This is a genomic window from Agarivorans sp. QJM3NY_30, assembly GCF_050870855.2.
Lineage (GTDB): Bacteria > Pseudomonadota > Gammaproteobacteria > Enterobacterales > Celerinatantimonadaceae > Agarivorans.
In genome coordinates, this window is the sequence record NZ_CP194038.2 from 4,344,658 (window position 1) to 4,371,097 (window position 26,440).

The following is a 26,440-nucleotide window of genomic DNA, read 5'->3' on the forward strand; positions in this document are numbered from 1 at the left end:
GTCGACACGCGACGTCAGTGCGAATCTTATATCAAAATCCGAAACGTCATTGACGATATCCCGCCTCATCATGAGGAAGCAAGGAGAGGAACATGAGTGAACACAAGCTGTACCCAGTTAAAGCAAATATCGCTGAAGACTGCCTACTAGACAATCAACAATACTTAGACATGTACCAACAATCAATTGAACAGCCCGAACTGTTCTGGGGCAAGTACGGTAAAGAACTGCTGGATTGGATCGAACCCTTCAGCAAAGTGAAAAATAGCAGCTTCGATCCCGGACACGTCAGCATTAAATGGTTCGAAGATGGTCTACTAAATGTCAGCGCTAACTGTATCGACCGTCACTTACAACAACGCGGTAACGAAGTCGCAATTATTTGGGAAGGTGATAGCCCAGACGAAGACAGCAAGCTCACCTACCAAGAACTCTATGAGCAAGTCTGCAAATTTTCCAATGCACTAAAAGCCCAAGGCGTAAAAAAAGGTGAAGTGGTTTGCCTATATATGCCAATGGTTCCCGAAGCCGCGGTGGCCATGCTGGCTTGTACCCGAATTGGCGCAGTACATTCCATCGTGTTTGGTGGTTTCTCTCCAGAAGCGCTTGCAGGACGCATTATCGACTCGAATTCAAAATACGTGATTACTGCCGACGAAGGTTTGCGGGGTGGTCGTGGTGTACCTCTCAAAGCAAACGTTGACCAAGCTTTGGAGCACCCCGAGTGTGAGTTTGTGAAAAGCGTGGTGGTCCTCAAACGAACCGGTGCAGAAGTCGGCTGGCACGACAAGCGCGACGTTTGGTGGCACGAAGCCTGCGAAAATCAAGCCGCCGAGTGTCCACCAGAACCCATGAACGCGGAAGATCCTTTATTTATCTTATATACCTCGGGTTCAACGGGTAAGCCCAAAGGCGTACTGCACACCACTGGCGGCTATTTACTGTATGCCACCATGACCTTTAAGTATGTTTTTGATTATCACCCAGGTGACATCTATTGGTGTACCGCCGACGTTGGCTGGATCACAGGTCACAGCTATTTGGTTTATGGCCCGCTTGCCAATGGCGCAACCACCATTTTGTTTGAAGGGGTGCCAAACTACCCAACTTCGGCACGCATGAGCGAAGTCTGCGACAAACATCAGGTAAGTATTTTATACACCGCTCCCACCGCAATCCGGGCCCTAATGGCTCAGGGCGATGCAGCGATCGAAGGCACCAGCCGCAGTAGCCTACGGATTATGGGCTCGGTGGGTGAGCCCATCAACCCAGAGGCTTGGGAGTGGTATTACCGTACCATTGGCGATCAACGCTGCCCAATTGTTGATACTTGGTGGCAAACCGAAACTGGCGGGATCCTAATTACGCCCCTTCCAGGAGCCACCGAACTCAAGCCGGGCTCTGCGACTCGCCCCTTCTTTGGCGTTCAACCTGCTTTGGTCGATAATGAAGGCAATGAGCTGAGCGGTGCCGCCGAAGGAAACTTGATCATCAAAGATAGCTGGCCAGGACAAATGCGCACCGTTTATGGTGATCATGAACGGTTTGAACAAACCTACTTCTCCACATTCCCCGGCACCTATACCACTGGTGATGGCGCGCGCCGCGACGAAGATGGTTATTATTGGATCACTGGTCGGGTCGATGACGTATTAAACGTAAGTGGACACCGAATGGGCACTGCCGAAATTGAAAGTGCCTTGGTCGCGCATCCGAAGATTTCAGAGGCCGCTGTGGTAGGTGTGCCCCACGAAATTAAAGGACAAGGCATCTATGCCTACATCACCCTCATGGCTGGCGAAGAACCCAGCGCCGAGCTACACAAAGAGGTCAAAGCTTGGGTGCGCAAAGAAATTGGGCCAATTGCCACCCCCGATATCCTGCACTGGGCAGAAGCACTACCAAAAACCCGCTCGGGTAAAATTATGCGTCGTATTTTGCGTAAAATTGCCACCAACGAAACCGACTCTTTGGGTGATACTTCAACCTTGGCGGATCCATCGGTGGTTGATAAGTTAATTCAGGAGAAATCGAACGCAGCTTAAACCTAAGTGCGATATTCAGCCGTTTGCATCGACTGCAAACGGCTTTTTTGTTCATAAGAGAAAGCCACAGCGTAGAAACTAGTATTTCTACAAAACAACCTCCTATATTTAAACGGCTCACCACTATCAACCCAAGGCTTGGGATCAAAATCCAGCGGCCAAGCTAAACCTGCTGTAGTGGAACCAGATCAAACTATCCGCGGTCACTTAAGATTAAACTGAAACCAAATCAAAATTGATGTATTTATATAGGACTCACTTCATGGTAGGGAAAAATATGAACAAGACTAAAATTGTGGCAATTCTGCTGCTGTTATCCAGTAGCGTTGTAAGCTTTACCAGCTTAGCCACTGAGCGAGCCGAGCAGGCCTGGCAATACATCACCGATAAACAGGCATTGCTAATTGATGTCCGTAGCCCTCATGAATTCCAACAAGGACACTTAAACGGCGCCCAAAATATGCCTCATCAAACTGTCGCCGCCCATATTGAACAACTCACCACAGACAGAAACCAAGCGATAGTCGTTTATTGTCGCTCAGGAAATCGGGCCAATTACGCCTTACAGGTATTACAACAAATGGGCTACCAGCAAGTGGTCAATGGCGGCGGCCTACAAGAAATGCTGGCTGAAAAGCCCTAACCGGCGTTGCTCGATAACGGCTGGTTGATTCAGTCTAACTTCAGACAATAAACCCGCTGCGCCAGTAAACCATCCTTAAAGATCAGTCGTCCAGTAATAACAAAGGCAGGCGATTTAGCCTGCCTTTAGTGAATGATACAACAAGCGCTTATTTTGCGATCAAATGAGTCTCATCGAATACTGCCGATTGACTATCCACGCTTACCTTAGGTACTCGCCGCGCGAGTAAATAGTAAAATAAGGGGGTGAGTAACAAACCAAATACAGTGACCCCAATCATGCCATAAAATACTGCCACACCAATTGCCTGACGCATCTCAGCCCCTTCTCCAGTAGAATAGACCATCGGCACCACCCCCATAATAAAGGCGATGGATGTCATTAATATTGGCCGCAAGCGCAGGTGAGCCGCTTCCAAGATGGCGTCCATCACCGTACGACCTTGATCCTGCAATTCTTTGGCAAATTCGACAATTAGGATCGCGTTTTTGGTGGCTAAAGCAACCAACACAATTAAACCTATTTGAGTAAAGATATTGTTGTCCCCTCCCGATAACAATACCCCACTAATTGCCGAAAGTAAGGTCATCGGAATAATCAAAATAATGGCCATCGGCAAGCGTAAACTTTCGTATTGCGCGGCTAATACCATAAACACCAACAAAATAACCAAGGGATAAACAAACATCGCGGTATTCCCAGAAAGCTGCTGCTGATAACTTAGCTCGGTCCACTCATAACTCATCCCTATCGGTAGCGTCTCCGCTAAGATTTTCTCAATCGCGGCCTGCGCTTCCCCCGAACTGTAACCCGCTGCCGCACTACCGTTGATTTCAGCAGTGGTATAGGCGTTGTAGTGCATCACCCGATCGGGACCCGTAACCGAGTCTATTGACATAAACGATCCAAGGGGGATCATCACACCATCACGATTACGCAACTTAAGCTGGCTAATCTGCTCTGGCGACTGCCGGAACTGCTCATCGGCTTGCATATTAACCTGATAGGTACGTCCAAATTTATTGAAATCATTCACATAGACCGAGCCCATATAAGCTTGCAAGGTAGTAAAGACCTCATCCAGAGACACTCCCAGCTGCATCGCCTTGGTTCTGTCTAAATCCAACTGTAACTGGGGCACCTTCACCTGATAACTCGAAAATATCCCCGCTAAGGCCGGATCCGCCCAAGCTTTTTGCATCACTTGCATGGTGACATTCGCCAGCGCTTCATAACCTAAGTTGGCGCGATCTTGGATCTGCAACCTAAAACCACCAATGCTGCCTAAACCTTGCACTGGCGGCGGCGGGAAAATCGCAATAAAGGCTTCTTGGATGCCCGCAAATTTTTGATTCAACGCGCCAGCAATCGCATTCGCACTCAAACTCGGATCTTGGCGTTGAGAAAAATCAGTTAAAGGCGTAAACACAATCGCACTATTCGGGCTATTGGTGAAACCATTAATACTTAAACCAGGAAAAGCCACCGCATGCGCAACTCCCGGCTGGGCGAGAACTATGTCTGTCATTTGTTTCACCACGGCTTCGGTGCGCTGTAGTGATGCCGCATCGGGCAATTGAGCAAAGGCAACTAAATATTGCTTATCTTGGCTAGGTACATAACCGGTTGGCGTATTCATAAATTGATAGCCAGTCAACCCGAGCAAAGCCACATAGATAATCCCAACCAGTGCCGCTAAGCGAATAATTTTTTTAATCATCACCGCATAGACGCTGGCACCTTTATCAAACAGTCGATTAAACGGTGCAAAAATCAATTTACCGAACAGACCGTCCATGACCCGAGTCAAACGGTCTTTAGGCTGATCATGCCCTTTCAATAATAAGGCCGACAAGGCAGGACTCAAGGTCAATGAGTTTAGTGCCGAAATAAAGGTCGAAATGGTAATGGTCAAGGCAAATTGCCGATAAAACTGTCCTGTTAAACCAGACATAAAGGCCGTCGGAATAAATACCGCCGCCAAAACCAAAGTGGTCGCGACAATCGGGCCCGTCACTTCCTTCATCGCTTGCTGAGTTGCAGCAACCGGGCTTAAGCCATTGGCAATATTTCGCTGGACATTTTCCACCACGACAATCGCGTCATCTACCACAATACCGATGGCCAGCACTAAACCAAATAAAGACAGCGCGTTTAGCGAAAAACCCAGCAAATGCATGAAGGCAAAAGTTCCCACCAGCGATACCGGTACCGCCACCAAAGGAATAATTGAAGCGCGCCAAGTTTGTAAGAACAAGACCACCACAAACACCACCAGCAACAGAGCTTCAAACAGTGTTTTAACCACCGCCTTAATTGAGCCACGAACAAATACCGTGGGATCATAAACCGTGGCGTAGCTTAAACCCTGCGGAAATCCCTTCGCCAATTCAACCATTCTCGCTCGTACATCTTCCGAAATTTGAATCGCATTGGAACCCGAAGCCTGAAATACCCCAATCGCAATAGCATCCTTATTATCCAACATCGACCCCAGCGCATAGCTACTGGCACCTAATTCCACCCGAGCCACATCTCTTAAGCGGCTAATCTCGCCCTGTTCACCCACTTTGATGATGATGTTTTCAAATTCGTCTACATTGTCTAAGCGCCCCTTCACATTGATTAACAATTGAAAGTCAGACTCGCCGCTGGGTTGTGCTCCTAAACTGCCTGCTGCAGCTTGTTGGTTTTGCTGACGAATCGCGGTGATAATTAGGCTGGGGTTTAAACCTAAAGCCGCCACTTTATTGGGATCGAGCCAAACTCTTAAACTGTATTCTCCAGCACCGAATAGACGAACCGCGCCCACTCCTTCGATGCGCGCCAGCTCATCTCGAACATTTAATGCCGCATAATTAGATAAATAGAGTAAGTCATAACGTTCATCTGGCGAAGTCAGGTGAACGACCATGGTCAGATCAGGCGAAGACTTTTCGGTGGTGATCCCTAAACGTTGCACCACTTCTGGCAAACGCGGGGTGGCTCGGTCAACCCGACTTTGCACTTGGGCTTGCGCCTGTTCGACATCACTGCCAATGGCAAAAGTCACAGTGAGGGTCATTCGGCCATCGGAGGTGGCTTGAGAAGACATATACAGCATGTTTTCCACACCGTTAATTTCTTGCTCCAGCGGAGAGGCGACAGTGTCAGCAATCACCTTCGGATTGGCACCAGGATAATTGGCCGTCACCACCACCGTAGGCGGTACAACTTCCGGATATTCAGTAATTGGCAATTGCCACACCGCAATAGCGCCCGCAATAAACACCAATAACGATAACACCGCCGCAAATATCGGTCGTTTGATAAAAAACTGAGAAAACATGGGGCTATCCTTGCTGAGCAGAAATATCAGGATTTGAACTTAAGCGTTGATACTGTTGCTGAAATAAACGCTGAGAGTCATGCAGGGTGGAGAGCACCGCTTCACTAGCCATGCTACGCGCCACCGGAGTGACCTGCATTTGTGGGCGAACTCGTTGTAAACCATTTACCACGATCCGCTCTGAGCCCGACAAACCTTGGCTGACGATTCGTAAGCCATTGATCTCTTCGCCCAGAACCACTGGACGATACTGCACCACATTGTGCTCATCTAACACCAATACAAACTGATTGTTTAAATCAGTGCCCACCGCTCTATCATCGATCAATGTTGCCTGATAACTACTGCTGCCTGCGATCCGTAAACGGGTATACATGCCCGGTAATAACGCGCCATCTGGATTCGCAAAACGAGCTCGCAAACGGATCGTACCAGTGTTTTGACTCAACGCATTATCAATAAAGTCAATCTGCCCTAGATGACTAAATTGAGACTCATTCGCCAAAGCCATTTGCACCACCGCGACACTATCTGCGTTTCCAGCTCGTGGTAAGACACCCGTTAACTGTTGATACTTAAGAAAGCTCTGTTCATCCACATCAAAGTAAGCATACATATGCTGGGTGGAGACAATACGTGTGAGTGACGTTTCACCCAAATTGACATAGTTGCCTGCCGTAATAAGAGCATTCGAAACGCGCCCCGAAATCGGCGCACGCACGTCACAAAAGGCGAGGTCTAGGCGCGCTCTTGATAAAGCAGCATTAATCGAGGCCACCGACGCAGCGCCTTGCTCTTGAGCAGAAAACCGACTGTCGAGCAATTCATCGGCTATCGCTTGTTGACGACTCAAGGCCTGCGCTCGCTGGTAGTTTTTCTTGGCTAAGGCAAAACTACTTTTAGCGCTGGCCAATTCGGCCTCTAAGCGAGCCACTTCTGCTGCAAAGACACGGGCATCAATTTTAAATAACACCTCGCCCTTTTTCACCACACTACCTTCCGTAAATAACACCTGCTCGATATAGCCAGAAACCCGTGGCATCACCATTACGGTTTGCGGCGCTTGCAGACGACCGGTATATAAGTCTGTTTCGGTAATTTTCTCTAGCAACACCTTAGCCACCTCAACAGAGGGTGGTGGAGGTGCAACATCACCTGCGGCCTCAGACTTTCCACATGCGACGAGGCTAATACTAAGTACGCCCATGCAGAACAATTTGACTAAATCGAAAACAGAAGCCATGGCAGGTCCCTCAAATAATAAATGTGGTGAGATAAATCCCTTTTGTACTGCTCGGTATAATAGTATTGAAACGTGACCGGGTTCAAGCTGTTTTTTGTACCGAGTGGTATTTAATTGTTTGAACCGCTTAAAGTGGTAAGATGAGAACGATTAATAAAAACTTAAGGATCATTGATGTCATTGAAATGTTGTGGCAATCCAGGTCGCCCCCGTAATTTTGACCCGGCGAAAGCTTTAGCCGCTGCACTACAAGTGTTCTGGGAAAAAGGTTATGAAGGCGCATCCTTAAATGAATTAACTCAGGCCATGGGGATTAACAAACCCAGTATGTACGCCACTTTTGGTAATAAAGAACAGCTTTTTTTTAAAGCCATCGAACTTTATGAGCAGCGGCCTAACGCCTATTTCTATCCGGCCTTAGCAAAAGCAACCGCTTATCAGGTGGCTGAACATATATTGCGGGGTGCTATCACCAACCTTAGCGACCCCACACAACCTCAGGGTTGCGTTGTCATACAAGCGGCCCTGTCTTGTGGACAATCAGCCAATAGCATTAAAGAAGCCCTCAAAGATCGACGTAACCAAGCAGGAGCAGCCTTATTACAACGGCTTCAACGAGCCCAACAAGAACAAGACTTAAGGGCCGACGCGAGCCCCGAAGCATTAGCGCACTATTTAGCAACAGTACTACAAGGTTTGAACGTACATGCCACCAACGGTGCCAGCATCCAACAACTAGAACTAATTGCAAAACTCACACTGGCAACCTTTCAAAACGCCACTCGAGATCCTGCTACAGACTAAGTATTCGCTTGTTTATCACGACGATAACGTCCTGGAGAAATAGCAAAGTACTTTTTGAAGCGATGTGCAAAGGCAAAACCATCTTGATAACCCAGTTGACTCGCGATGACCTCTATCGACCAATTGCTCTCACGCAATAGATATCGAGCATGCTCCAAACGCAAGCGGGTTAAATATTGCTTAGGGCTGGTTTGAAATTCTTGTTGGAATAAACGATAACAATGGGCTTCTGATACCGACAAACGCTGCGCCATATCAGTCACCGACCAAGGGTAATGTAGCGAAGAACGCAGCTGTTGCTCTAAGTTATGCAAAGGATTGGGCGCTTCGCCCTTTAGTGGTTTAAGTAACTGCAATAAATAACGCTTGAGTAGCTGAGTTAAGGCGGCCTCAACCAAAGGATCGGCCTGTTGTTTTACTTCTTCATCCAGTAATAGCTTTAAACACTGATCGATACTTTGGCCAGAATCTATTTGTATTACTTTCGCTTGCGGTGGGAAACGATACCAACTCAGATCAGCCGAAAATAATAACCAATTATGTCGCCAAAAGTGACTCGCCAGGCTAATCGAATAATGTGCTCCCGCTGGTAACAATAGCATTTCATTCGGACCGATCCGCTGCTGGCCTTGCGGGGTATGCAGGCGTCCGGCCCCCGCCATCGATAACACCAACAAATGCTCCTTGGGTGCCCGCCGACTCACAAAATATTCCCCACGAAGATAAGAAACCCCCGCTAAACTCACCTGTAATTCAGCCAACTCCGAAAATCGTTCGGTGGTGAGGAAGCGCTCGACACAACGCGGGCCGATGTCGAGCTTGTCTTGCCAATGACGAAGATTCATAAATGATAGTTTTAAACATATTATGGATAGCTTCAATTATGTGTCATGCGGAGCAAATAAGATAGGATCCTGCCGTCTATCGTTACTTGCTAGATAGCTTCAATCAGATGAAGCTCACGTTTTGAGGTTTTTATGCACACATCTCCCAATTCATTAAATCGCGCTTGGTTAGAGCAGTTTTGGCGTCTCGCTTGGCCGATTTCGCTACAAGCGGTATTGCTCAGCTTATTAAGCTTAGTCGATGTGCTCATGGTAGCGACCATCGGAGACGCCGAAGTGGCTGCGGTGGGTTATGCTGGCCGCGCTTTTTTTGTTGCGATTATTATTTTAAACGGTTTCTCTACCGCCTGTGCCACACTCAGTGCCCAGCATTGGGGCTCAAAAAACTGGCCCGCCATTGGCCGAACCGTAGCGCTGTCGTTTTACGCAGGATTACTGTTTACCGCTATCGCTCTTGGCCTCATGCTGCTAAGCCCAACAACCATTATGCAATGGGGAAGCAGCGATGCCCAGCTCATCGCAATTGGTGCCGATTACATTCAAGTCACCGCGCTGATGCTGTTATTTACCTTACCGGTCACTCTCGTTGAATCCGCCTTGCGGGCGAGCGGAAACACCAAACTGCCACTGTACATTAGTATGTTTGCGGTCGTGACTAATATCGCATTAAATCAAATATTTATCTTCGGTTTAGGGCCAATTCCAGCAATGGGCGTTGTCGGCGCAGGGATCGCCACAGTTGTCGCTCGAGCATTACAACTATTGATTCTGTCGGTTATTTTAAAGTTACAAGACCACCCGCTACTAAAGGTGAGTTTCATCGGCTTCTGGCAACTCCATAAAACCGAATGGCTCAACTATGCCAAACTGGCGGTCCCCTTAGTTATCAATTTTGGTATTTGGTCGATTGGGGTATTTGTTTATGCCACCTTATATGGGCAACTGGGAACAAATGCTCTAGCAGCGATGAGTTTAATTGGCCCGATTGAAGGGATCGCAATTTCTTGCTTTATTGGCTTTTCAGCTGCCTGCTCGATCATGATTGGCAATAAATTAGGTGTAAACCAATTTACTCAAGCATGGAAAGATGCTCGCGCGTCGCTCATCGTAAGCCCTATTGCAGCGATGGGAATTGGCGTGCTGGTATGGTTACTAAGCTATCCATTACTCAACTTATTTGGAGCCCTAGAAAGTGACACCCTAAACTTGGCTCGACAGTTAATATTAATACTCGCGACAACCACCTGGATCCGTATATTTAATATGGTGTTAATTAATGGGATCCTGCGTAGTGGTGGCGACAATGGATTTTGTCTGATGTCCGATACATTTTGCCAATGGGGCGTGGGCTTAATGGCCACATCTATTGCCATTTTAGTGTTTGATGTTAGCCTGTTAACCGCCTATTGCATCGCTCTAAGTGAAGAAGTTTGTAAGGCTCTCCTGTGTTTTTGGCGGATGAATCAGAAAAAATGGTTGCGCAACCTAACTACCGGTTCATTTGCCGAAACGAACTGATTAGACCAGAAAAATGCTGCCATTTTCTGCGAAAACACTATAATCATCGAAAATTAGAGTTAGTTAGCATATTTATTTTCAAAAAATGTGCTAATCTTTCTTAAATTACCAGTTCCATAACTTAAGTAGAATTTTCAACGAAAATGTCTAACAAATTCTCTATTTTGCTGCTCAATGGCCCAAATCTAAACTTACTCGGAAAACGAGAGCCAGAAATTTATGGCCGACAAACTTTAGACGATATTGTGCAGCTCTTACGTACCCAAGCCGAAGCGCAGGGTGCCAGCCTTGATGATTTTCAGTCCAATACTGAAGGCGAACTAATTAACCGGATCCATCAAGCCATGGGAGAAGTTGATTTTATCTTAATCAACCCTGCGGCGTTTACCCATACCAGTGTAGCACTACGTGATGCCTTGCTCGGTGTAAACATCCCATTTATAGAAATCCATCTATCTAACGTGCATGCACGTGAGCCCTTTCGCCATCATTCTTATCTTGCTGATAAGGCCGAAGGCGTGATCTGTGGTCTAGGTAGCCAAGGATACCAATTTGCTTTAACTGCTGCGCTCGCCCAGTTGCAGCAGTAGCCATTTAATTAACCTAATACGATAAAAGAGAGCCCCTATGGATATTCGCAAGATTAAAAAATTAATCGAATTAGTAGAAGAGTCAGGTGTTGCCGAATTAGAAATTACCGAAGGTGAAGAATCGGTACGCATTAGCCGCAATTTTAGTGGTGCTGCGCAACAAACAATCTATGCGCCAGCCCCCGTAGCCGCGCCAGTTTCCGCACCAAGCGCAGCCCCAGCAGAAAAAGAAGCCTCATCAGGTCATCAACTGCTATCGCCTATGGTTGGCACTTTTTACCGCTCGTCTTCTCCAGAAGCACAACCATTTGTACAAGAAGGTCAGCAAGTGAATGTGGGTGACACACTTTGCATTATTGAAGCGATGAAGATGATGAATCAAATCGACTCTGACAAAGCCGGTGTTGTGAAGGCGATATTAGTTGAAGACGGTAATCCTGTTGAGTTTGATGAACCGCTATTCATCATCGAATAAAGAGGCATTTGTATGCTAGATAAAGTTGTTATCGCTAACCGTGGTGAAATTGCCCTACGGATTTTGCGCGCCTGTAAAGAGCTCGGTATTAAGACTGTTGCCGTGCACTCAACCGCAGACCGCGATTTAAAGCACGTCTTATTAGCCGATGAATCCATTTGTATTGGTAAACCCGCTGCAAGTGAAAGTTACTTAGATATTCCACGCATTATTGCCGCAGCTGAAGTCACCGATGCAGTCGCAATTCACCCGGGTTATGGTTTTCTATCAGAGAATGCCGAATTCTCTGAAATCGTCGAGAAAAGTGGTTTCATTTTTATTGGCCCCACAGCTGAGACCATCCGCATGATGGGTGATAAGGTTGAAGCGATTAAGGCGATGAAAAAAGCTGGTGTTCCCTGTGTACCTGGCTCAGACGGCCCGCTTAGTGAAGATGAAAAGAAAAATATTCAAATCGCCAAGCGAATTGGTTACCCAGTAATCATTAAAGCCGCTGGTGGTGGTGGTGGTCGTGGTATGCGCGTGGTTCATCAAGAAAGTGAATTAGTGCAAAGCATTGCGATGACCAAAGCTGAAGCCGGAGCCGCCTTTAATAATGATATCGTCTACATGGAAAAATACTTGGAAAATCCTCGCCATGTAGAGGTTCAAGTATTATCCGACGGTCAAGGCAACGCAATTCACTTAGGTGAACGAGACTGTTCGATGCAACGCCGTCACCAGAAAGTCGTAGAAGAAGCACCAGCGCCGGGTATTACCGAAGACATGCGGCGCTACATTGGTGAACGTTGTACCCGTGCTTGTTTAGAAATTAACTATCGTGGTGCTGGTACTTTTGAATTCTTATATGAGAATGGTGAGTTCTACTTCATCGAGATGAATACCCGTATTCAGGTTGAACACCCCGTCACCGAGATGGTGACAGGCATCGACTTAATTAAAGAACAACTGCGGATTGCAGCAGGTCAACCGCTGTCCTTTAGTCAAGATCAGGTGAAAATTACGGGTCACGCCATCGAATGTCGGATTAATGCCGAAGATCCAGTAAGCTTCATTCCTTCACCGGGTCGCATTAACCGCTTCCATCCTCCGGGTGGCATGGGGATCCGTTGGGACTCTCACGTATATGCCGGTTACTCAGTGCCGCCTTATTACGACTCAATGATTGGTAAGTTGATTACCTACGGCGAGAATCGTGATATTGCGATTGCACGCATGAAAAATGCCTTATCGGAGTTAGTTATCGATGGTATAAAAACCAACGTGCCTTTACAGCAAAAAATCATGCAAGACGAAAATTTCCAATTTGGTGGTGCCAACATCCACTACCTTGAGAAAAAACTCGGTCTTCAGTAAGCGTAAACGAATAGAAAATAACAAGCCCTCGAATTAATACGGGGGCTTTTTTTTGCCAAATTCCCCCTTAAAAACATAAACTTTGATCCCATTAAAAATCGATTTACGTTGATTATATGCTGGTTATCCAAGCTTTGAACCATTGACTATTAGCTAAATAAACCAAGCCATCGGGTATACATATCGCGTGGCTAAACACTCGAGCTGCGTCGCATAAGTGTAAGGCAATTGTTACACTCAGGTTAAGCGTTATGGCATTTGTAAACGGCGGCATCTATATTTATGGCTTACACTAAGAATGCGGTAACTCAAATTGAGTGGCGCATAGATTATTGATGTTTTTATTACTGAATCAAGGACTGATAGCTTTAGGTCATGATTATTAAGCCAATATACGAAATACTGCCAAGCCTTTACCTGACTGCTGGCTCAGGTTCAGTGATCTGGCTAGACTCTACCCTTGGAATCGCAGGCGGTATATTGCTATTTTGTTTGGGGGCCATCGTTTGGGTAATGCGCTCCAACTGCCGCCGTTTAGATGAGGTAACCACTCTCTCGAAACGCATCACTCTGCCAGAGTCTTTATACGAGTTTACCCCCTTCTTTTTAATTGGTATCGCCTTAAGTCTTATTTCCAGCCAACAGCATATTTGGGCCTATATTCTTGCCGTATTTTGCTTATATCGCGGCACACAACTACTGTATCTGCGACATCGCTATCGCAGCTACGCTTGGCAGAAAGCCCAAAGCAGCTCAGTCGCAAATAAAAGAGCACAACCATAAATGAAGCAAATTTTACAACCAAGAACTGCGTACGACCCTTTTCTTTGGGAAGTACTAATATTTAAGTAAGTGTATCAACCAACAGATAGGAGTGTTCAATGCTACCCAAAGTTATATACGAATTACTTCCTAGCGGCTATTTATCTGCTGGTACCGGGTCGATCTTATTGCTAGACCCATGGTTAGCCAATCTTGGCGGTGCAATACTATTTGCCATGGGCGCTCTCATTTGGGTGATACGCTCAAATTATCGGCGAGACGACCGCGACCGCAAATCATTTATTACTAAACATAAAGTACTGCCAGAAGCGCTCTACGAATTCATCCCCTTTGCCTATTTAGCAAGCGCAGTATTGCTACTCAGTCTACTCTCTAATACTCCTTCGCTATTTTTAGCGCTCGTAGCCTGTTATCGGGGCCTGCAATTGCTTTATAAGCGCTCACAGTATCGAAACCATAGACTAAGCAGAGCCAATTAGACTGAGGCACCCACACAATTTTTAGATGCTAAGCACAATCTAACGCAGTACACTGGCCGGCTAATCGACTAGAGGAGCGGACGATGCCTTGGATCCAGCTAAAAATTAACGCCACAAAAGACAGTGCCGAACAGATCGGCGACTTATTAATGGAGACCGGCTGCCAAGCCGTCACCTTTTTAGACCGTCATGACACCCCTGTATTTGAGCCCCTATTAGGAGAAACACCACTTTGGGGCGATACCGACGTGCAAGGCTTGTATGATGCATCCGCCGACATGGCACCAGTTCTCGACTTTTTGCGTCAAGCCAAAGTCGTGGATGACAACAACTACAAACTCGACCAACTTGAGGATAAAGATTGGGAGCGCGAGTGGATGAAAGACTTCCACCCGATGCAGTTTGGCGAACGCCTATGGGTATGCCCAAGCTGGACCGATGTGCCCGATCCCAAGGCCGTTAATGTGCTGCTAGACCCTGGACTTGCCTTTGGTACAGGCACCCACCCCACCACTGCTCTCTGTTTAAAATGGCTCGACCAGCTCGATCTCAGTGGTAAAACCGTGGTCGACTTTGGTTGCGGTAGTGGCATCCTCGCCATTGCAGCCATCAAACTAGGTGCCGAGCGGGTGGTTGGCATCGACATTGATCCTCAAGCGCTGCTGGCCAGTAAAGATAACGCCGAGCGTAATGCTGTGGCCGAAAAACTCGAACTTTACCTGCCCAAAGATCAACCCAGCGACTTTAAAGCCGACATAGTGGTGGCTAATATTCTCGCTGGGCCACTCAAAGAACTTTCGGATATCATTCTTGCCTACTTAAAACCGAAGGGCAGCATTGCGCTCTCAGGCATCTTAGAAGAACAAAGCGAAGCGGTATTAGCAGCCTACCAAACACAATGTGATATGGATGCCGTTGTTCTTGATCAAGAATGGTGTCGTTTAAGCGGAATAAAGCGCTAAGTTCACCTTTTATGTGGTAGGTTCCTCGTTTTACCGAGCTTCCTGCCATATTATCCAACTAAAAATCCAGCTTTTTTTTTAAGAAATGTTCAAATAATAGCCTTTTCAGCGTGCTCAAAAAGTCGTAAACTACGCCGCCCTGAGATTGAGAAGAACGCGAGTCATGAGAATAGGTCGTTATCAACTGGACAATCCGGTGATATTAGCACCCATGGCTGGCATTACCGATCAACCCTTTAGGCGTTTGTGTTGGCGCCTAGGCGCGGGGCTTACGGTTTCAGAGATGTTGTCGAGTAACCCTCGGGTATGGAACAGCAAAAAATCGCTGAACCGAATGGTTCACCTAGATGAATGCGGCATACGCAGTATTCAGATAGCTGGAGCGGATCCAGAATTGATGGCGCTAGCTGCCCAGCACAATGTGGCAAATGGTGCGCAAATTATTGACATCAACATGGGTTGCCCAGCAAAGAAAGTAAATAAAAAATTAGCTGGCTCGGCGTTGTTACAGCAACCCGAACTAGTCGCAAAAATCCTTAATGCTGTTGTACAGGCCGTTGATGTACCAGTGACCTTAAAAATCCGTACTGGATGGTCACCCGAACATCGCAATGCTTTGGCGATTGCCAAACTTGCAGAGGCGGCGGGAATTCAAGCCCTAGCAATTCATGGTCGGACGCGAGCATGTATGTATAAAGGTTTGGCTGAATACGACACCATAAAAGCAGTAAAACAAGAAGTCTCGATACCTATTGTGGCAAATGGCGACATCACCACACCGGAGCAAGCCAAGCATGTCTTGGATTACACTGGCGCGGACGCCATCATGATCGGTCGTGGAGCTCAAGGTAACCCTTGGCTTTTCAGAGAAATTAACCACTACTTAACCAGTGGCGAGCACTTAAGTGCTCCTGCGGTTGAAGAAGTGAAGGAAGTCATGCTTCACCACTTAGACAACCTATATTCGTTTTATGGGGAGTACCAAGGGGTTCGTATCGCCCGCAAACATGTGGGCTGGTACTTGAAGCAAATCGCGGACACGGACAAGTTTCGTTGTCAGTTTAACCAGCTTGAATCAGCCCTGGCACAAACGTCCGCAATTGAGCAGTTTTTCGAATAATTGTTGATCATTAATTAAATAAAAAGAGCGTCAAGTATGTTTGATTCAAATACCACCACAAACACACTTTCTACTATGACTAGCAGTGCTACGAGTACTGAAGTGAAAGAACGTCCATTGCGCGATTCTGTTGAGCAAGCTTTGCGCAACTACTTTGCCCAGTTAAATGGCGAAGATGTGTCTGAATTGTACGAATTAGTACTATCTGAAGTTGAAGCCCCGTTGCTTGACGTAGTTATGCAATATACCCGCGGCAACCAGACCCGTGCTTCAATCATGTTAGGTATCAACCGCGGTACTTTACGCAAAAAACTAAAAAAATACGGCATGAACTAAACACCCGTTCATAAGCTATTGATTAAAAAGCCAAAGTGGTTAATTTCACTTTGGCTTTTTTGTGTTTGCTACACACGGAAAAATATGTAAAAACAATACTACTTACTGAGATCCACCTTAAGAGGCAGTTTGTGAAACTTTTAGCTCTATGTGAAAACACCAAATTGCAACCATTATGCATAGGAGCCTAACTTTGGTTTAAACACCAATTGCGGTAAGCCAATAATGTTATTCATTTAATGAAATATAAATCTGTTGTTACTCACTACAAACTAGCAAAGTAATAAACGCCATCAATCCCACAAGCCCAACTGAAATAACAAAAGTCCGAGTTCGAGCCATTGTACGCAACCAAACGAACTGCTAACATCGACTTGCCCTGCGGTGTGTAATTTACAATCCTCAATGAGGTGATTCTAATCATGAAGCGAAACTCGCTTATTTCCTATGTGGAGTAGCCCCAAGTTGTTTTAGGGGCGTTAACGGTCTTAAAGTTTTCCCGCAGGGCTTTTTGAGGATTACATGGATAAAGATAGTATTTGGTGGACCAGAAAGTCTTGGATCAATGCCGAAAGTAGACTTCTTCGCTACGCAAATTGGTCAAATATATCCCTTTTTTGGTACTCTCTTTGTGGTGTTTTCGCCTCAGTTTTACTACTGGGAGAAGAGCAGCCAAACGTAATTTCCAAAGTCTTTATTTGCTTTTCAGTTTTTGTTTTCTGCGCATCTTTGTTTACATCTTTAGGGCGATATAACGAACGAGCACGAAAATTCAAGAGTGGCTATATAGCACTACAATCTCTTTATCTAGAAGTAAAAGAACAAACTAAGTTAAATAATGACGACGCTGCTAGATATAGTAAAATCCTTGAATCTTGTGAAAACTGCTCTTGGATTGACTTTCTTAATGCTAAAGTTGAAGCTTACAATAATGCAAAAGATAAATCTTTTTTAAGTATAGATGTTAACAATAAAGATAAGGTTGTTTTCTATCTAATGAAAACTCTTAATATTTTCACATTAGCTTCTATATTGATGGCCCCTGCAGCTATAATATTTATATCTATATACAGGTAGTGTCTTAATGCTCGTAACCATATCGGAAGTATTCACACCTGATAATCTAAGAGATATTTACATCTCTAACTTTTCACAATCAAAAGTCACTGGAATTGACAATTTATTGCCGAAGCACTTTGCTAAAAAACAAAGCAAGGAAATAAACACTATAATTTCCAAAGTATTTATTGAGAATTATGCATTTTCAAGATATAGAGAAAAACTGATCTCAAAAGGCGCGAATAAATATCCTAGGCAAATTGCGATCCCAACACTAAGAGACCGGATTGTTTTAAAAGCTATAAACAACTATTTACAAAGGAATTTTTCCCACCTCCTACAAATACAAGTCCCTCAGCAGGCCACTAGAGACGTAAAACTAGCTTTAGATACAAACACCTATGAAACAGTTATAAAAATCGACATCAAAGACTTTTACCCTACCATTGAGCATCATCATTTAGAAAATCACCTTAAAAATTTGGGCGTTGAGAAAGAAGTCATAACTCTAATCAGGAGTGCGGTCACTACTGGATTTAGTAAAAACCAAGTATGTCACTCAGGGGTTCCACAAGGACTATCCATCTCTAACATTTTGGCCGAAATTTATATGTTAGACATAGATAAAGCTTTGAAGAAAGAAGATATTTTTTATAAAAGGTATGTTGATGATGTCCTCATTTTCTGCCGAGAAGATGAGTCAGGTAAAATTTACGACAAATATGTAGAAGAAACGAAATTAATAGGCCTAAAAACGCATGACGACCCTGTAAATAATTCTGTGTAACTGCTTTGGGTTACAAGTAATCAGTAAGTCGGTCTTCAAACATAATCATAAAGCGATTGAGAGCCTGTCGCCAGTTTCTTATTGGCATCGACCAGCGTTTCGATGCATCCATAATTGCAAGATAGACAACTTTCCTCGCTGATTCATCCGTGGGGAATAGCTTACGCTTCTTTGTCGCTTTGCGTATCACACTGTTCAAGGACTCTATCGCATTCGTCGTGTAAATGGCTTTACGAATGTCCTGAGGGTAGCTGAACAATGTATTTAAATTATCCCAATGCGCTGTCCAAGAGCGGCTTATCTGTGGGTATTTATCATCCCACTGGTCACCAAATTGTTCGAGGGCCAGAAGCGCTTCTTCCTCGGTATTCGACTGGTAAATACCTTTGAGATCTGCCGTTACAGCCTTGTAGTCTTTCCAAGGGACATACTTCATTGAATTGCGCACCATGTGGACGATACAGAGCTGTATTTGGGTTTTTGGGAATACGGCATTAATAGCATCTGGAAAGCCCTTCAAGCCATCAACACAAGCGATAAGAATGTCGTTGATACCTCGAGTCTGGAGTTCAGTGAGAACGCTGAGCCAGAACTTCGCACCTTCCGTTTCAGATATCCACATCCCTAAAAGTTCTTTCTGACCTTCGATATTTACGCCCAGAGCCAAGTAAATCGCCTTATTGACGAGCTGTTTGTTTTGGCGGATTTTCACCACGATGCAATCAAGGTAGACGATGGGATAGACTGCATCCAGTGGCCGTGATTGCCATTCAACAACCTGCTCTAGAACTGAGTCGGTAACTTTAGATATGAGGCTTGCAGAGACATCAGCATCGTACATTTCTTTGAACGTAGCGACGATTTCACGAGTTGTCATGCCTTTGGCGTAAAGGCTTAATATCTTGTCATCCATCGATTGAAATCGAGTTTGATGCTTACGAACAAGCTTCGGTTCAAACGAGGCATCTCGGTCTCGAGGTACATCCAGTTCAATCTCACCATCGTCGGTGATCAAGGTCTTGGATGAATAACCATTACGACTATTCTTATCGGGCTTTTCAGCGTGTTTCTGATAACCGAGGTGGTCATCAAGCTCAGCATTTAACGCTGTCTCAACAGTCACCTTGGTTAACATTTTACGAAAGTCATCTAGATCTGAAGGGGTCTTGATTGACTTAGCGGCTTCACGAGCAAATGCTTCGAGAACTTTCTTATCCATGTTGCTTATCCTTAGCCTGTTCAGGCCTAATTATAAGCAATTACACAATTTAATTTACAGGCTCCGCATGACACCGACCCTAGTTCAGATAAGACAATTGTAAAGCCTATATCTAGTGAGTTCTCCTACCTTGGTTACGTCTATAACCCAAAAAAATACGCTGGTGATGTAAGTATTTCAATAAGAGAAATAAGTAAAAAAAGGTTTCAAGATTCTATCGCCGCACTATTTACCTCGTATTCAAACGCGGGGAGAAAACGCTCTAAAGCATTACTTTTCTGGAAACTAAATTTAAGGATTACCGGTTGTATCGCAAACAATAAATGCAAAGGGTGGCTGTTCTTTTTCTCAGAAATTGATGATATGAGAATGCTCTTCGAATTAGATTGTATGATAAAAAAGCTATGCTATAGACATCGAATCGAATACAAGGGCATAAAAAAACTTACAAGAGCCATCCACGAAATAAAGCACAATAAATGGAGTAACAATTACTTCCCAAATTTTGATTCATATAATGACAAAAGCATGAAGGAAGTCGTCTCATATGATAGAGGCATTCCCATGCACAAACTAAAGCTGTCTGACCAAGACATTATCACTGCGTTTTGGGGTATAATTAATCGAGAGGTTAAATCCATGGAAACAGATATAGCCACAATATCTTAAACCATGAACATTTTAGAGCATAAACTCTGATAATCGAATTTCATATATTCCAAATTTGTTCATTTTCTTGCCATCTTTCCACTCCGTACTTATGCACTAGCACTAATTAATTAAATTTCCATCAATAATGCTAACATCATTAACTACCATTATGGTTAACGGGATAAGCCTGAATTCGTCGAAAACAACGAACCCAAGTTTAGACTTGTATTAAGAAGTGGCTCTATAGAAAGCTCGATATTGACTCTATATGGTGCATTATCGAATATTCTTTTACTGGCCCCAAGTTTGGATAATGCCTACGAGCGTGCAAATCTAGGAACGCTTGAAAACCTTCAGTGGTTTGGTTTAAAGCGGGCGTTGAGTTAGCGAATTGAATTAGCTCATCAAGCGCCTCCAAAAACTTAGTTCCCGTATTAGTCGTTGTTCCACTATCAGTTGTAGAGACACTATGCTTGATCAACATCACATTGTTTTGGGATGGATCTATATAAGTTATATGGATCGCAACCGCTCGAGCTGGTCCACCAGACTCACTATACGGCTCTCCTACTACTTGGTAATCGCCAAAACCAATTGCATTTGAAACTTGTGAATACGTCACATGCTCATCAGAATAAACAGATGGTAATGGAGGATAGTCCGCGTTTCGACCTTGAGCGTTGAAGGAGTCTTTTATCTTAACTAAACGAGGAAGACTTCCAATAAAACGCTGGGTCGTATTCGAAGATTCTCGTACCGAGTTCACTTTCGAAGAGGCGGTGATACTTGAAACATCAAACGTAGGTTCATCTTTAAAATATGTAGAGAATAATAACAGGTCAGATGAAAGTTGCGTTGCAAGCTTATACGCTGCGCCAAAATTCGCTTGGCTAAATGCAACACACGGCAAAAAATCTAATTGTTTTTTCACTAAGTCTGAGTAGAAGTCAATGCTATCGTGAGCAACCAACTCTCCAACCAATGGGTTAATGATAACCATCGGCGTAATGTTAGAACCATTTAACGCTTTAATCGTTCTAACCAAATCATTTTTGTTTTCTTTTAAAGGTTCAATGATAGGAATTACTTTACTTGCATTTAAACGCTGTACAGTTTTCCTTAAAGCAGCCAACTCATGACGCTTTCCTCGCATAAACGGATAATACATTAGCCATCTCTGTTGATGAATCAGTCATCAATAATACAAGACTATTTTTTTCTTGTCTGCTTAGTTGATAACTAACACCTACATTTTTTAAGGATTTTGGTAGCTTATTTATAAAGCTGTGATCGTTGCTACGAAATAGCTTAATACTATCGTTGAAAATTGTTTGAGCACCTTGCTTTGATAAAGAGAAATAGGCTTGCTTACAGTATTCATAAACACTTGTATTCGGCATTTCGGGAAGCCCCCCAAAAACCTTCTCAGCAACATACGTATACTCTGCCTTGCGCAAAGTATCAAAAGTCATACTATAATCAAACTCTGTGCTTAAAGGCGCGTCCGCAATGACCCTCAACTGATTCCTTTTCGTAAGCTCTATAATACCAAAATGAGGAAATTCATTATGCATTTCAACTATATGTTGTAGGTGAGACTTGTGTGTTACTACATAGGTCTTATCATATGCTCTCAAGTAAGATTTAATCTGCTCTTTCAACCTAACAAGTGAATCAAATTCAGTTTTGATTTCGTAACATGTTGAATACCCGTTAATGATCAAGCAATCGGCAATATTACCTCCAGTTCGCACCTCGCTCATCATAGAAGTTGTTTTCATTGAGTGACGGCCAAGTAGAATCTTATTTACAATTTCATTTTTAACTACATACTCATTTCTATAGTTTTTAATGAGGAGTTCATAAGCACGATTGTAAAAGTCGGCCATTCCTCTAGCATTTAAAAGCTCAGGAAAATCCTCACAAATATATGAGAAATGGTCAAAGTTCCCGTTTATAACTCTTTTTAACTCCGAGCTATTAAACAGTTTAGACAATGCTCTAAATTTCATATGTACTTTATAACACCATTTCCACTATTCTGCCTCGCCCACCGTCACAACGGTTGGCATCCTAGAATCAATTTTGTCACTTATCAAGTATCTCCCAAATTTCGGTACACTTATTTACAGAACTCCAAGTAAAGCCGAAGAGCTAGAGCCCCTAAGCACCTGCCATTCAAAATGGCGGGTGACAATTTCTAAGCCTTGGTAAAGCACACCTTTAAGTCTCTTCACAAATACATCGCCATAGGCGTTAGTTTTGCACTCGCCTGTTTCGGTATCTACGGTTTGCTGGTAGTAAACCCTTAATGGCCTGTTAGCTAACTTGCACCACACGCCGCCCATTACTTTAGTAAACGCTTTCCAATTGGCGGTATCTGCGGCTTTAAAGGCTTGCTGAATGGTTTCATCGAACTGGCATACTTTCTTTAGCCTACGAAGCTCTCGCCATACGGTGACCGATGCCCCGCCCACTTGTTGAAACTGCCTTATGCGCCAGCAAGCAGCCCACGCGTTAACCCTAGCGGCTGCCTCTATCGGTTCTTCACCATGTACGCCACTTTCTAGTGATTTACCGTTAATGTTCTTAGAAACATACTTAGCTAAGTAACCGGCCGCACTGCCTTTGTTCGGGTCTATTTCTACCGCTTTAAAGCGGTGTAAGTCTGCGCCCTTTTCATCACCATCTTCTTCAAAGGCATAGTGGCGGTAAATCTCTAACATGCGTTGCTTTTGTTCGGGGGCAATAAATACCAGTAAGTGCCAATGGGGTGTACCGTCATGGTGTGGCTCGGCCACTCTAATGCCATAGGGTTTAATATTGTCTCTATCGAGTTGAGCGCGAATTTTGGCATAGATATCGCGTAAGTATTGTTGACCATCTTTAGGCAGCGAACCATCCCACTTGGAATTACAGTGGCCGGTTGTGCCATAGCTAGAATGAAACTTTGAAGGGCACGTTAACGTTAAGAACAAACCAATATGCTTATGCTCTTCAGCTAACTCCTGAAAGCCCCTCGCCCTTACCATTAACTCTTGTCTGCGGATTTCGGGATTAGATACGTTTAAGTCTGATAGCTCTTTTAAGCTGTAGCACTGACCTGCATCATTTATCACAAAGGAGCTAGACATAAGCTTGTCTTGATAGGCCAATTGCGCGGTTCGGCGGTTAAGAGTGATGTTGCTGCAATAGATTTGCTTTCTTTTATTCACTAGCCCTATGTGTTGCGCAGTGGCCTCGATATCTTGATTCAGTTTCTGGCGTAGCTTTCTAAGCCACCAAGCACTGCTTTTGGTTCGATTGATAGCCCCTTTGTAAGGATCGCTTTTGGTGTCGGTAGTATCAAAGTCACCCTTCAGCAGAATACGCGGGGTTGGAGGCTCAATGCCTTTACCCCTTATGTAAGCGGCTATATCTTCATAGGCAGCTTTAGGTGAATCACTTAAGCGTGTAAGCCTTGTGCAGTTATCGGCCTTTTCAGTGGCTTTTTTTCTTAAGTCTTCTTCACACAAATCTAAGTTTAAGCTTATGGGTTTAGCGCCAATGGCTTTGGCTACGTTATCGCGAGTATCGCGGATGCCGATATTGGCATCTCGCTTAGTAGGCGCAGCATGATACTGCGCCATAAGTGGCATTCGAAACTCTGTAGGAAAGCTGGCTAATATACGCAAAACATACGCTTTATCATCTTGCTCAGGTACGGGCATTAAACACCTCCCAGCCTTTGGTGCTAATGCGGTATTGCAGCCATTGAATGCCGCAATGGTAAACCGAAGAGAAAGTAATCAAACCTAAGTCCTTTAAGCGATTAAAGGTGCGTTTATCAAATTGCTTAGATAGGCGCTTACAGGTCTTTTCTCTTACATGCTCACCTTCGGGCGTTACGTAAAAATTGATGCACGCGCCGTTAGCAAAATCACTCAGCATTCTTAAGGCTTCATTAGTAACTGAACTAGACATGAGCAACACCTCCCAGCTGACCTAAATGCTCTAGGCGTTGAAAGCTGCATAGCCATGCGTCTAAGTCTTCGCGTAAATAGCGAACTGCGCGGCCAATTTTAATGAAAGGGGGTGCTGGGGTGTGGTTGTCACGGTTGCCGCTCATACGCGCTTGACGCAGGTAAGAACGGCTCATGCCTATATAGATAGATGTTTCTTGTTCGGTTAGTACTCGTTTATCTGTTTCTCTAAGGTTAATCATCTTTGTAGCTCCTGATACATTTAAAGTTCAGGAGCAGTGTTGCTTAGTGAAAAGGCCGAATTAGCGCAGCGATAATTGCGATAAGTGCAGCGATAATTTTTAGTTAGAAATTATCCGTTTTTTAAGTTTACTAAGTGCAGTTGCCAATGAAGAGAACTTCATAGTTTGACGATTTAAGCCTGCCCGACTGACCCAAAGCAGCTCAGTAGCAGATACATCGAGAAGAATATTGTACTTATCAAATTGGCGCTCACCTTCATCTTTAGCGAACTCATTTTCCAAGGTACGCCAAACCCCTTTATGCGAGGTATCACCACCAGCAATAAGTATGTTGTACAACACTTCATGTAAATCATTATTAAACGTTAAAGTGTTTGTTTGCTCAGGCTCAATAGCTTGGATTTGTTCGACAGCAAATGGCTGCTCGACTTCTGGCGATCCAAACAGTTGTGCCTCTATCTTTCTAAGGGAAGCTAAACTAATGCCTAGCTCACTACGTTGAAAGGTGAAACCTATTTCGCTAAGCATCAACTCAGGTGTTAACTCTGCGTCTTCTTTGCTCTTGGTAATATCAGCTTCGTATTTAAGAACATGCTCGTCTTCTGGGTCGAAATCTTTTCGTAATGAAGCTAACCCTTTCATTGCCCCGAAAAACATCTCTTTGCCCTGCGCCTTTAGCCTCTGATCTGAAGCCCTTTCAACAAAGTAAGGATAAACGCGTAAGTGCGGGTACTCCGAAAATTCAGAAGGTCGCCCCCATTCTGCAACCAAGTTATTCGGATAACTAACCTGAAATGGATACACTTCAGAAACAAGTTCAACCCCAGCACTGGCAGTGGCTCGTCCGAAATATACTTGGGACTTTCCAGAGTCGATTATATTAGAAGCAGACTTAGCCGGGATGCCCATCCAACCGCGATAGTTGTAAACACCTATCCCTCGGAAACGCCCCTCAACCACAGCACCAATAATGCTTTTAGTGGCCTTTGTATAACACGCAAACTCAAGCTCACTTGGATTGGTATGTAGGGAAACATCAGACTCGGTTAACTTGGAAAAACGCCCCACTTCCGACAACAACACAAACTTTTCCAAAACAACTCCTTTATGTACAACCCAACTTTAGGAAATAAAAATGCTCATTCTGCCCCCTTGCTTTCGGTTTCTGCCTTTTCTAGCTCATGAATTGGCCGATATGAAAGTACTTCTCCCTCAGCTGAAACGTCATACGCCCCTGAATTTGTTAACACATACTGAACGTCATTGTGAGAGTGCACTCTCAAACCTACCAATTCCTCACCATCACTAGTTAAAAGTCTGCGACAACCTAAAGTGCGTTTTTCTATTTCTCTAGATTGACAAATTGGTTCACTTATCAATTTTTTCCCTTCTGATTGACCCGCTAACATTCCCAAGGACATGATCAACCAAATAATCGACATGCCGACAATCAAATAAATAATCAATCCAATAATTGCTACCCACCCCGTCACAAAGCCTATGATTGCAGCAACCAGCGCACTCCTAGTTGAACTAGAGATAGAAGACACAAAGCTTCGAACTTTAAAAGCTGGAAATGGGGATATACTAATCAACCGAACGAGTAACGGCACAACCGCAAAAGCAAAGCCGGCTATTAAAGCCGGCTCAAGTATGAACAGGTCAGCAGATATCATTCTAATCAGATTAAGTATTCCACCAGTCGAGCCTTCCACTGCGTAATAAAGCGACTCATCAGCACCTAAGGTCACAGGAGCGTTCTCAAAGCCAATCGTAGCTAAGTAGCTTTTTCTATAGCTTAATCCAAAGAAGTGACTATAAGCCGCAAGAAGGCCAAGTAGCCCAGTGCCTATGAGCCACGGCGAAAGAAATTTCTTTTTTGTTGCGACTTCTTCGACACTTTTATCTGAAACTGCAGCCTTAACCACAGTGTCACCTGCAGAGATATCCAAATCTTTACCCATAGGTAATCCTTACCATACAATCCAAACAA

Annotated in this window: 25 protein-coding genes; 14 read left to right on the forward strand and 11 right to left on the reverse strand. The window is 44.5% G+C overall.

Annotated elements, in window-relative coordinates; all coding sequences use genetic code 11:
• The first annotated feature begins 92 nt into the window (after positions 1-92).
• Entirely contained in the window at positions 93-2,045 is a 1,953-nt protein-coding gene (gene acs, locus ACRRSX_RS19650) for an acetate--CoA ligase (RefSeq protein WP_432455900.1), read from the forward strand.
• 277 nt (positions 2,046-2,322) lie between these two features.
• Positions 2,323-2,688, forward strand: coding sequence for a rhodanese-like domain-containing protein (locus tag ACRRSX_RS19655; protein ID WP_432455899.1), 366 nt, complete (start codon positions 2,323-2,325; stop codon positions 2,686-2,688).
• Between the two features lie 148 nt (positions 2,689-2,836).
• On the opposite strand, the gene ACRRSX_RS19660 is transcribed toward ACRRSX_RS19655, so the two are convergent.
• Entirely contained in the window at positions 2,837-6,016 is a 3,180-nt protein-coding gene (locus tag ACRRSX_RS19660; RefSeq protein ID WP_432455898.1) for an efflux RND transporter permease subunit, read from the reverse strand.
• Between the two features lie 4 nt (positions 6,017-6,020).
• Complete coding sequence (locus ACRRSX_RS19665) at positions 6,021-7,259, reverse strand: efflux RND transporter periplasmic adaptor subunit (RefSeq protein ID WP_432455897.1); 1,239 nt, start codon at positions 7,257-7,259, stop codon at positions 6,021-6,023.
• A gap of 174 nt (positions 7,260-7,433) precedes the next feature.
• Between ACRRSX_RS19665 and ACRRSX_RS19670 the strand changes: the two genes are divergently transcribed.
• Complete coding sequence (locus tag ACRRSX_RS19670; RefSeq protein WP_432455896.1) at positions 7,434-8,063, forward strand: TetR/AcrR family transcriptional regulator; 630 nt, start codon at positions 7,434-7,436, stop codon at positions 8,061-8,063.
• On the opposite strand, the gene ACRRSX_RS19675 is transcribed toward ACRRSX_RS19670, so the two are convergent.
• Positions 8,060-8,908 (reverse strand): AraC family transcriptional regulator, encoded by an 849-nt coding sequence (locus ACRRSX_RS19675; RefSeq protein WP_432455895.1) that lies wholly within the window; start codon positions 8,906-8,908, stop codon positions 8,060-8,062. The genes ACRRSX_RS19670 and ACRRSX_RS19675 overlap by 4 nt on opposite strands.
• Before the next feature lie 132 nt (positions 8,909-9,040).
• On the opposite strand from ACRRSX_RS19675, the gene ACRRSX_RS19680 reads away from it, so the two are divergent.
• From ACRRSX_RS19680 to ACRRSX_RS19730, 11 genes are all read left to right on the forward strand, one after another.
• Complete coding sequence (locus tag ACRRSX_RS19680; RefSeq protein WP_432455894.1) at positions 9,041-10,426, forward strand: MATE family efflux transporter; 1,386 nt, start codon at positions 9,041-9,043, stop codon at positions 10,424-10,426.
• A 143-nt stretch (positions 10,427-10,569) separates the two neighbouring features.
• Positions 10,570-11,016 (forward strand): type II 3-dehydroquinate dehydratase, encoded by a 447-nt coding sequence (aroQ, locus tag ACRRSX_RS19685; protein WP_432455893.1) that lies wholly within the window; start codon positions 10,570-10,572, stop codon positions 11,014-11,016.
• A gap of 37 nt (positions 11,017-11,053) precedes the next feature.
• Complete coding sequence (gene accB / locus ACRRSX_RS19690) at positions 11,054-11,491, forward strand: acetyl-CoA carboxylase biotin carboxyl carrier protein (RefSeq protein WP_432455892.1); 438 nt, start codon at positions 11,054-11,056, stop codon at positions 11,489-11,491.
• A gap of 12 nt (positions 11,492-11,503) precedes the next feature.
• A complete protein-coding gene (accC, locus tag ACRRSX_RS19695; protein ID WP_432455891.1) occupies positions 11,504-12,847 on the forward strand; it encodes an acetyl-CoA carboxylase biotin carboxylase subunit in 1,344 nt (447 codons plus the stop codon).
• A gap of 375 nt (positions 12,848-13,222) precedes the next feature.
• A complete protein-coding gene (locus tag ACRRSX_RS19700) occupies positions 13,223-13,630 on the forward strand; it encodes a hypothetical protein (protein ID WP_432455890.1) in 408 nt (135 codons plus the stop codon).
• Between the two features lie 98 nt (positions 13,631-13,728).
• Positions 13,729-14,109: a hypothetical protein gene (locus tag ACRRSX_RS19705; protein WP_432455889.1), complete on the forward strand. Its 381-nt coding sequence runs from the start codon at positions 13,729-13,731 to the stop codon at positions 14,107-14,109.
• Positions 14,110-14,192: 83 nt separating this feature from the next.
• Entirely contained in the window at positions 14,193-15,071 is an 879-nt protein-coding gene (prmA, locus tag ACRRSX_RS19710; protein ID WP_432455888.1) for a 50S ribosomal protein L11 methyltransferase, read from the forward strand.
• A 163-nt stretch (positions 15,072-15,234) separates the two neighbouring features.
• Entirely contained in the window at positions 15,235-16,191 is a 957-nt protein-coding gene (dusB, locus tag ACRRSX_RS19715) for a tRNA dihydrouridine synthase DusB (protein ID WP_432455887.1), read from the forward strand.
• A 36-nt stretch (positions 16,192-16,227) separates the two neighbouring features.
• Complete coding sequence (gene fis, locus ACRRSX_RS19720; protein ID WP_016402072.1) at positions 16,228-16,527, forward strand: DNA-binding transcriptional regulator Fis; 300 nt, start codon at positions 16,228-16,230, stop codon at positions 16,525-16,527.
• A 522-nt stretch (positions 16,528-17,049) separates the two neighbouring features.
• Positions 17,050-17,604: an SLATT domain-containing protein gene (locus ACRRSX_RS19725; protein ID WP_432455886.1), complete on the forward strand. Its 555-nt coding sequence runs from the start codon at positions 17,050-17,052 to the stop codon at positions 17,602-17,604.
• 7 nt (positions 17,605-17,611) lie between these two features.
• Positions 17,612-18,373, forward strand: coding sequence for a reverse transcriptase domain-containing protein (locus ACRRSX_RS19730; RefSeq protein ID WP_432455885.1), 762 nt, complete (start codon positions 17,612-17,614; stop codon positions 18,371-18,373).
• 10 nt (positions 18,374-18,383) lie between these two features.
• Here ACRRSX_RS19730 and ACRRSX_RS19735 read toward each other — a convergent pair whose 3' ends face one another.
• The 8 genes from ACRRSX_RS19735 to ACRRSX_RS19770 all read right to left on the reverse strand — a co-directional run bounded on the left by ACRRSX_RS19735 (position 18,384) and on the right by ACRRSX_RS19770 (position 26,411).
• A complete protein-coding gene (locus ACRRSX_RS19735) occupies positions 18,384-19,592 on the reverse strand; it encodes an IS256 family transposase (RefSeq protein ID WP_432452821.1) in 1,209 nt (402 codons plus the stop codon).
• An 892-nt stretch (positions 19,593-20,484) separates the two neighbouring features.
• Positions 20,485-21,411 carry a sce7725 family protein gene (locus ACRRSX_RS19740; RefSeq protein WP_432455884.1) on the reverse strand — a complete coding sequence of 309 codons (927 nt, stop codon included), beginning with the start codon at positions 21,409-21,411 and terminating at the stop codon, positions 20,485-20,487.
• Positions 21,377-22,255 (reverse strand): sce7726 family protein, encoded by an 879-nt coding sequence (locus ACRRSX_RS19745; protein WP_432455883.1) that lies wholly within the window; start codon positions 22,253-22,255, stop codon positions 21,377-21,379. Before ACRRSX_RS19745 ends, ACRRSX_RS19740 begins: the two co-directional genes overlap by 35 nt.
• Positions 22,256-22,369: 114 nt before the next feature.
• Positions 22,370-23,953, reverse strand: a complete 1,584-nt coding sequence (locus ACRRSX_RS19750; protein ID WP_432455882.1) for a replication endonuclease — start codon at positions 23,951-23,953, stop codon at positions 22,370-22,372.
• Positions 23,940-24,206, reverse strand: coding sequence for a hypothetical protein (locus ACRRSX_RS19755; RefSeq protein ID WP_432455881.1), 267 nt, complete (start codon positions 24,204-24,206; stop codon positions 23,940-23,942). Before ACRRSX_RS19755 ends, ACRRSX_RS19750 begins: the two co-directional genes overlap by 14 nt.
• Complete coding sequence (locus tag ACRRSX_RS19760; RefSeq protein WP_432455880.1) at positions 24,199-24,447, reverse strand: helix-turn-helix transcriptional regulator; 249 nt, start codon at positions 24,445-24,447, stop codon at positions 24,199-24,201. Before ACRRSX_RS19760 ends, ACRRSX_RS19755 begins: the two co-directional genes overlap by 8 nt.
• Before the next feature lie 99 nt (positions 24,448-24,546).
• Positions 24,547-25,542 (reverse strand): hypothetical protein, encoded by a 996-nt coding sequence (locus ACRRSX_RS19765; RefSeq protein WP_432455879.1) that lies wholly within the window; start codon positions 25,540-25,542, stop codon positions 24,547-24,549.
• 44 nt (positions 25,543-25,586) lie between these two features.
• Entirely contained in the window at positions 25,587-26,411 is an 825-nt protein-coding gene (locus ACRRSX_RS19770) for a hypothetical protein (protein ID WP_432455878.1), read from the reverse strand.
• Positions 26,412-26,440 lie beyond the last annotated feature (29 nt).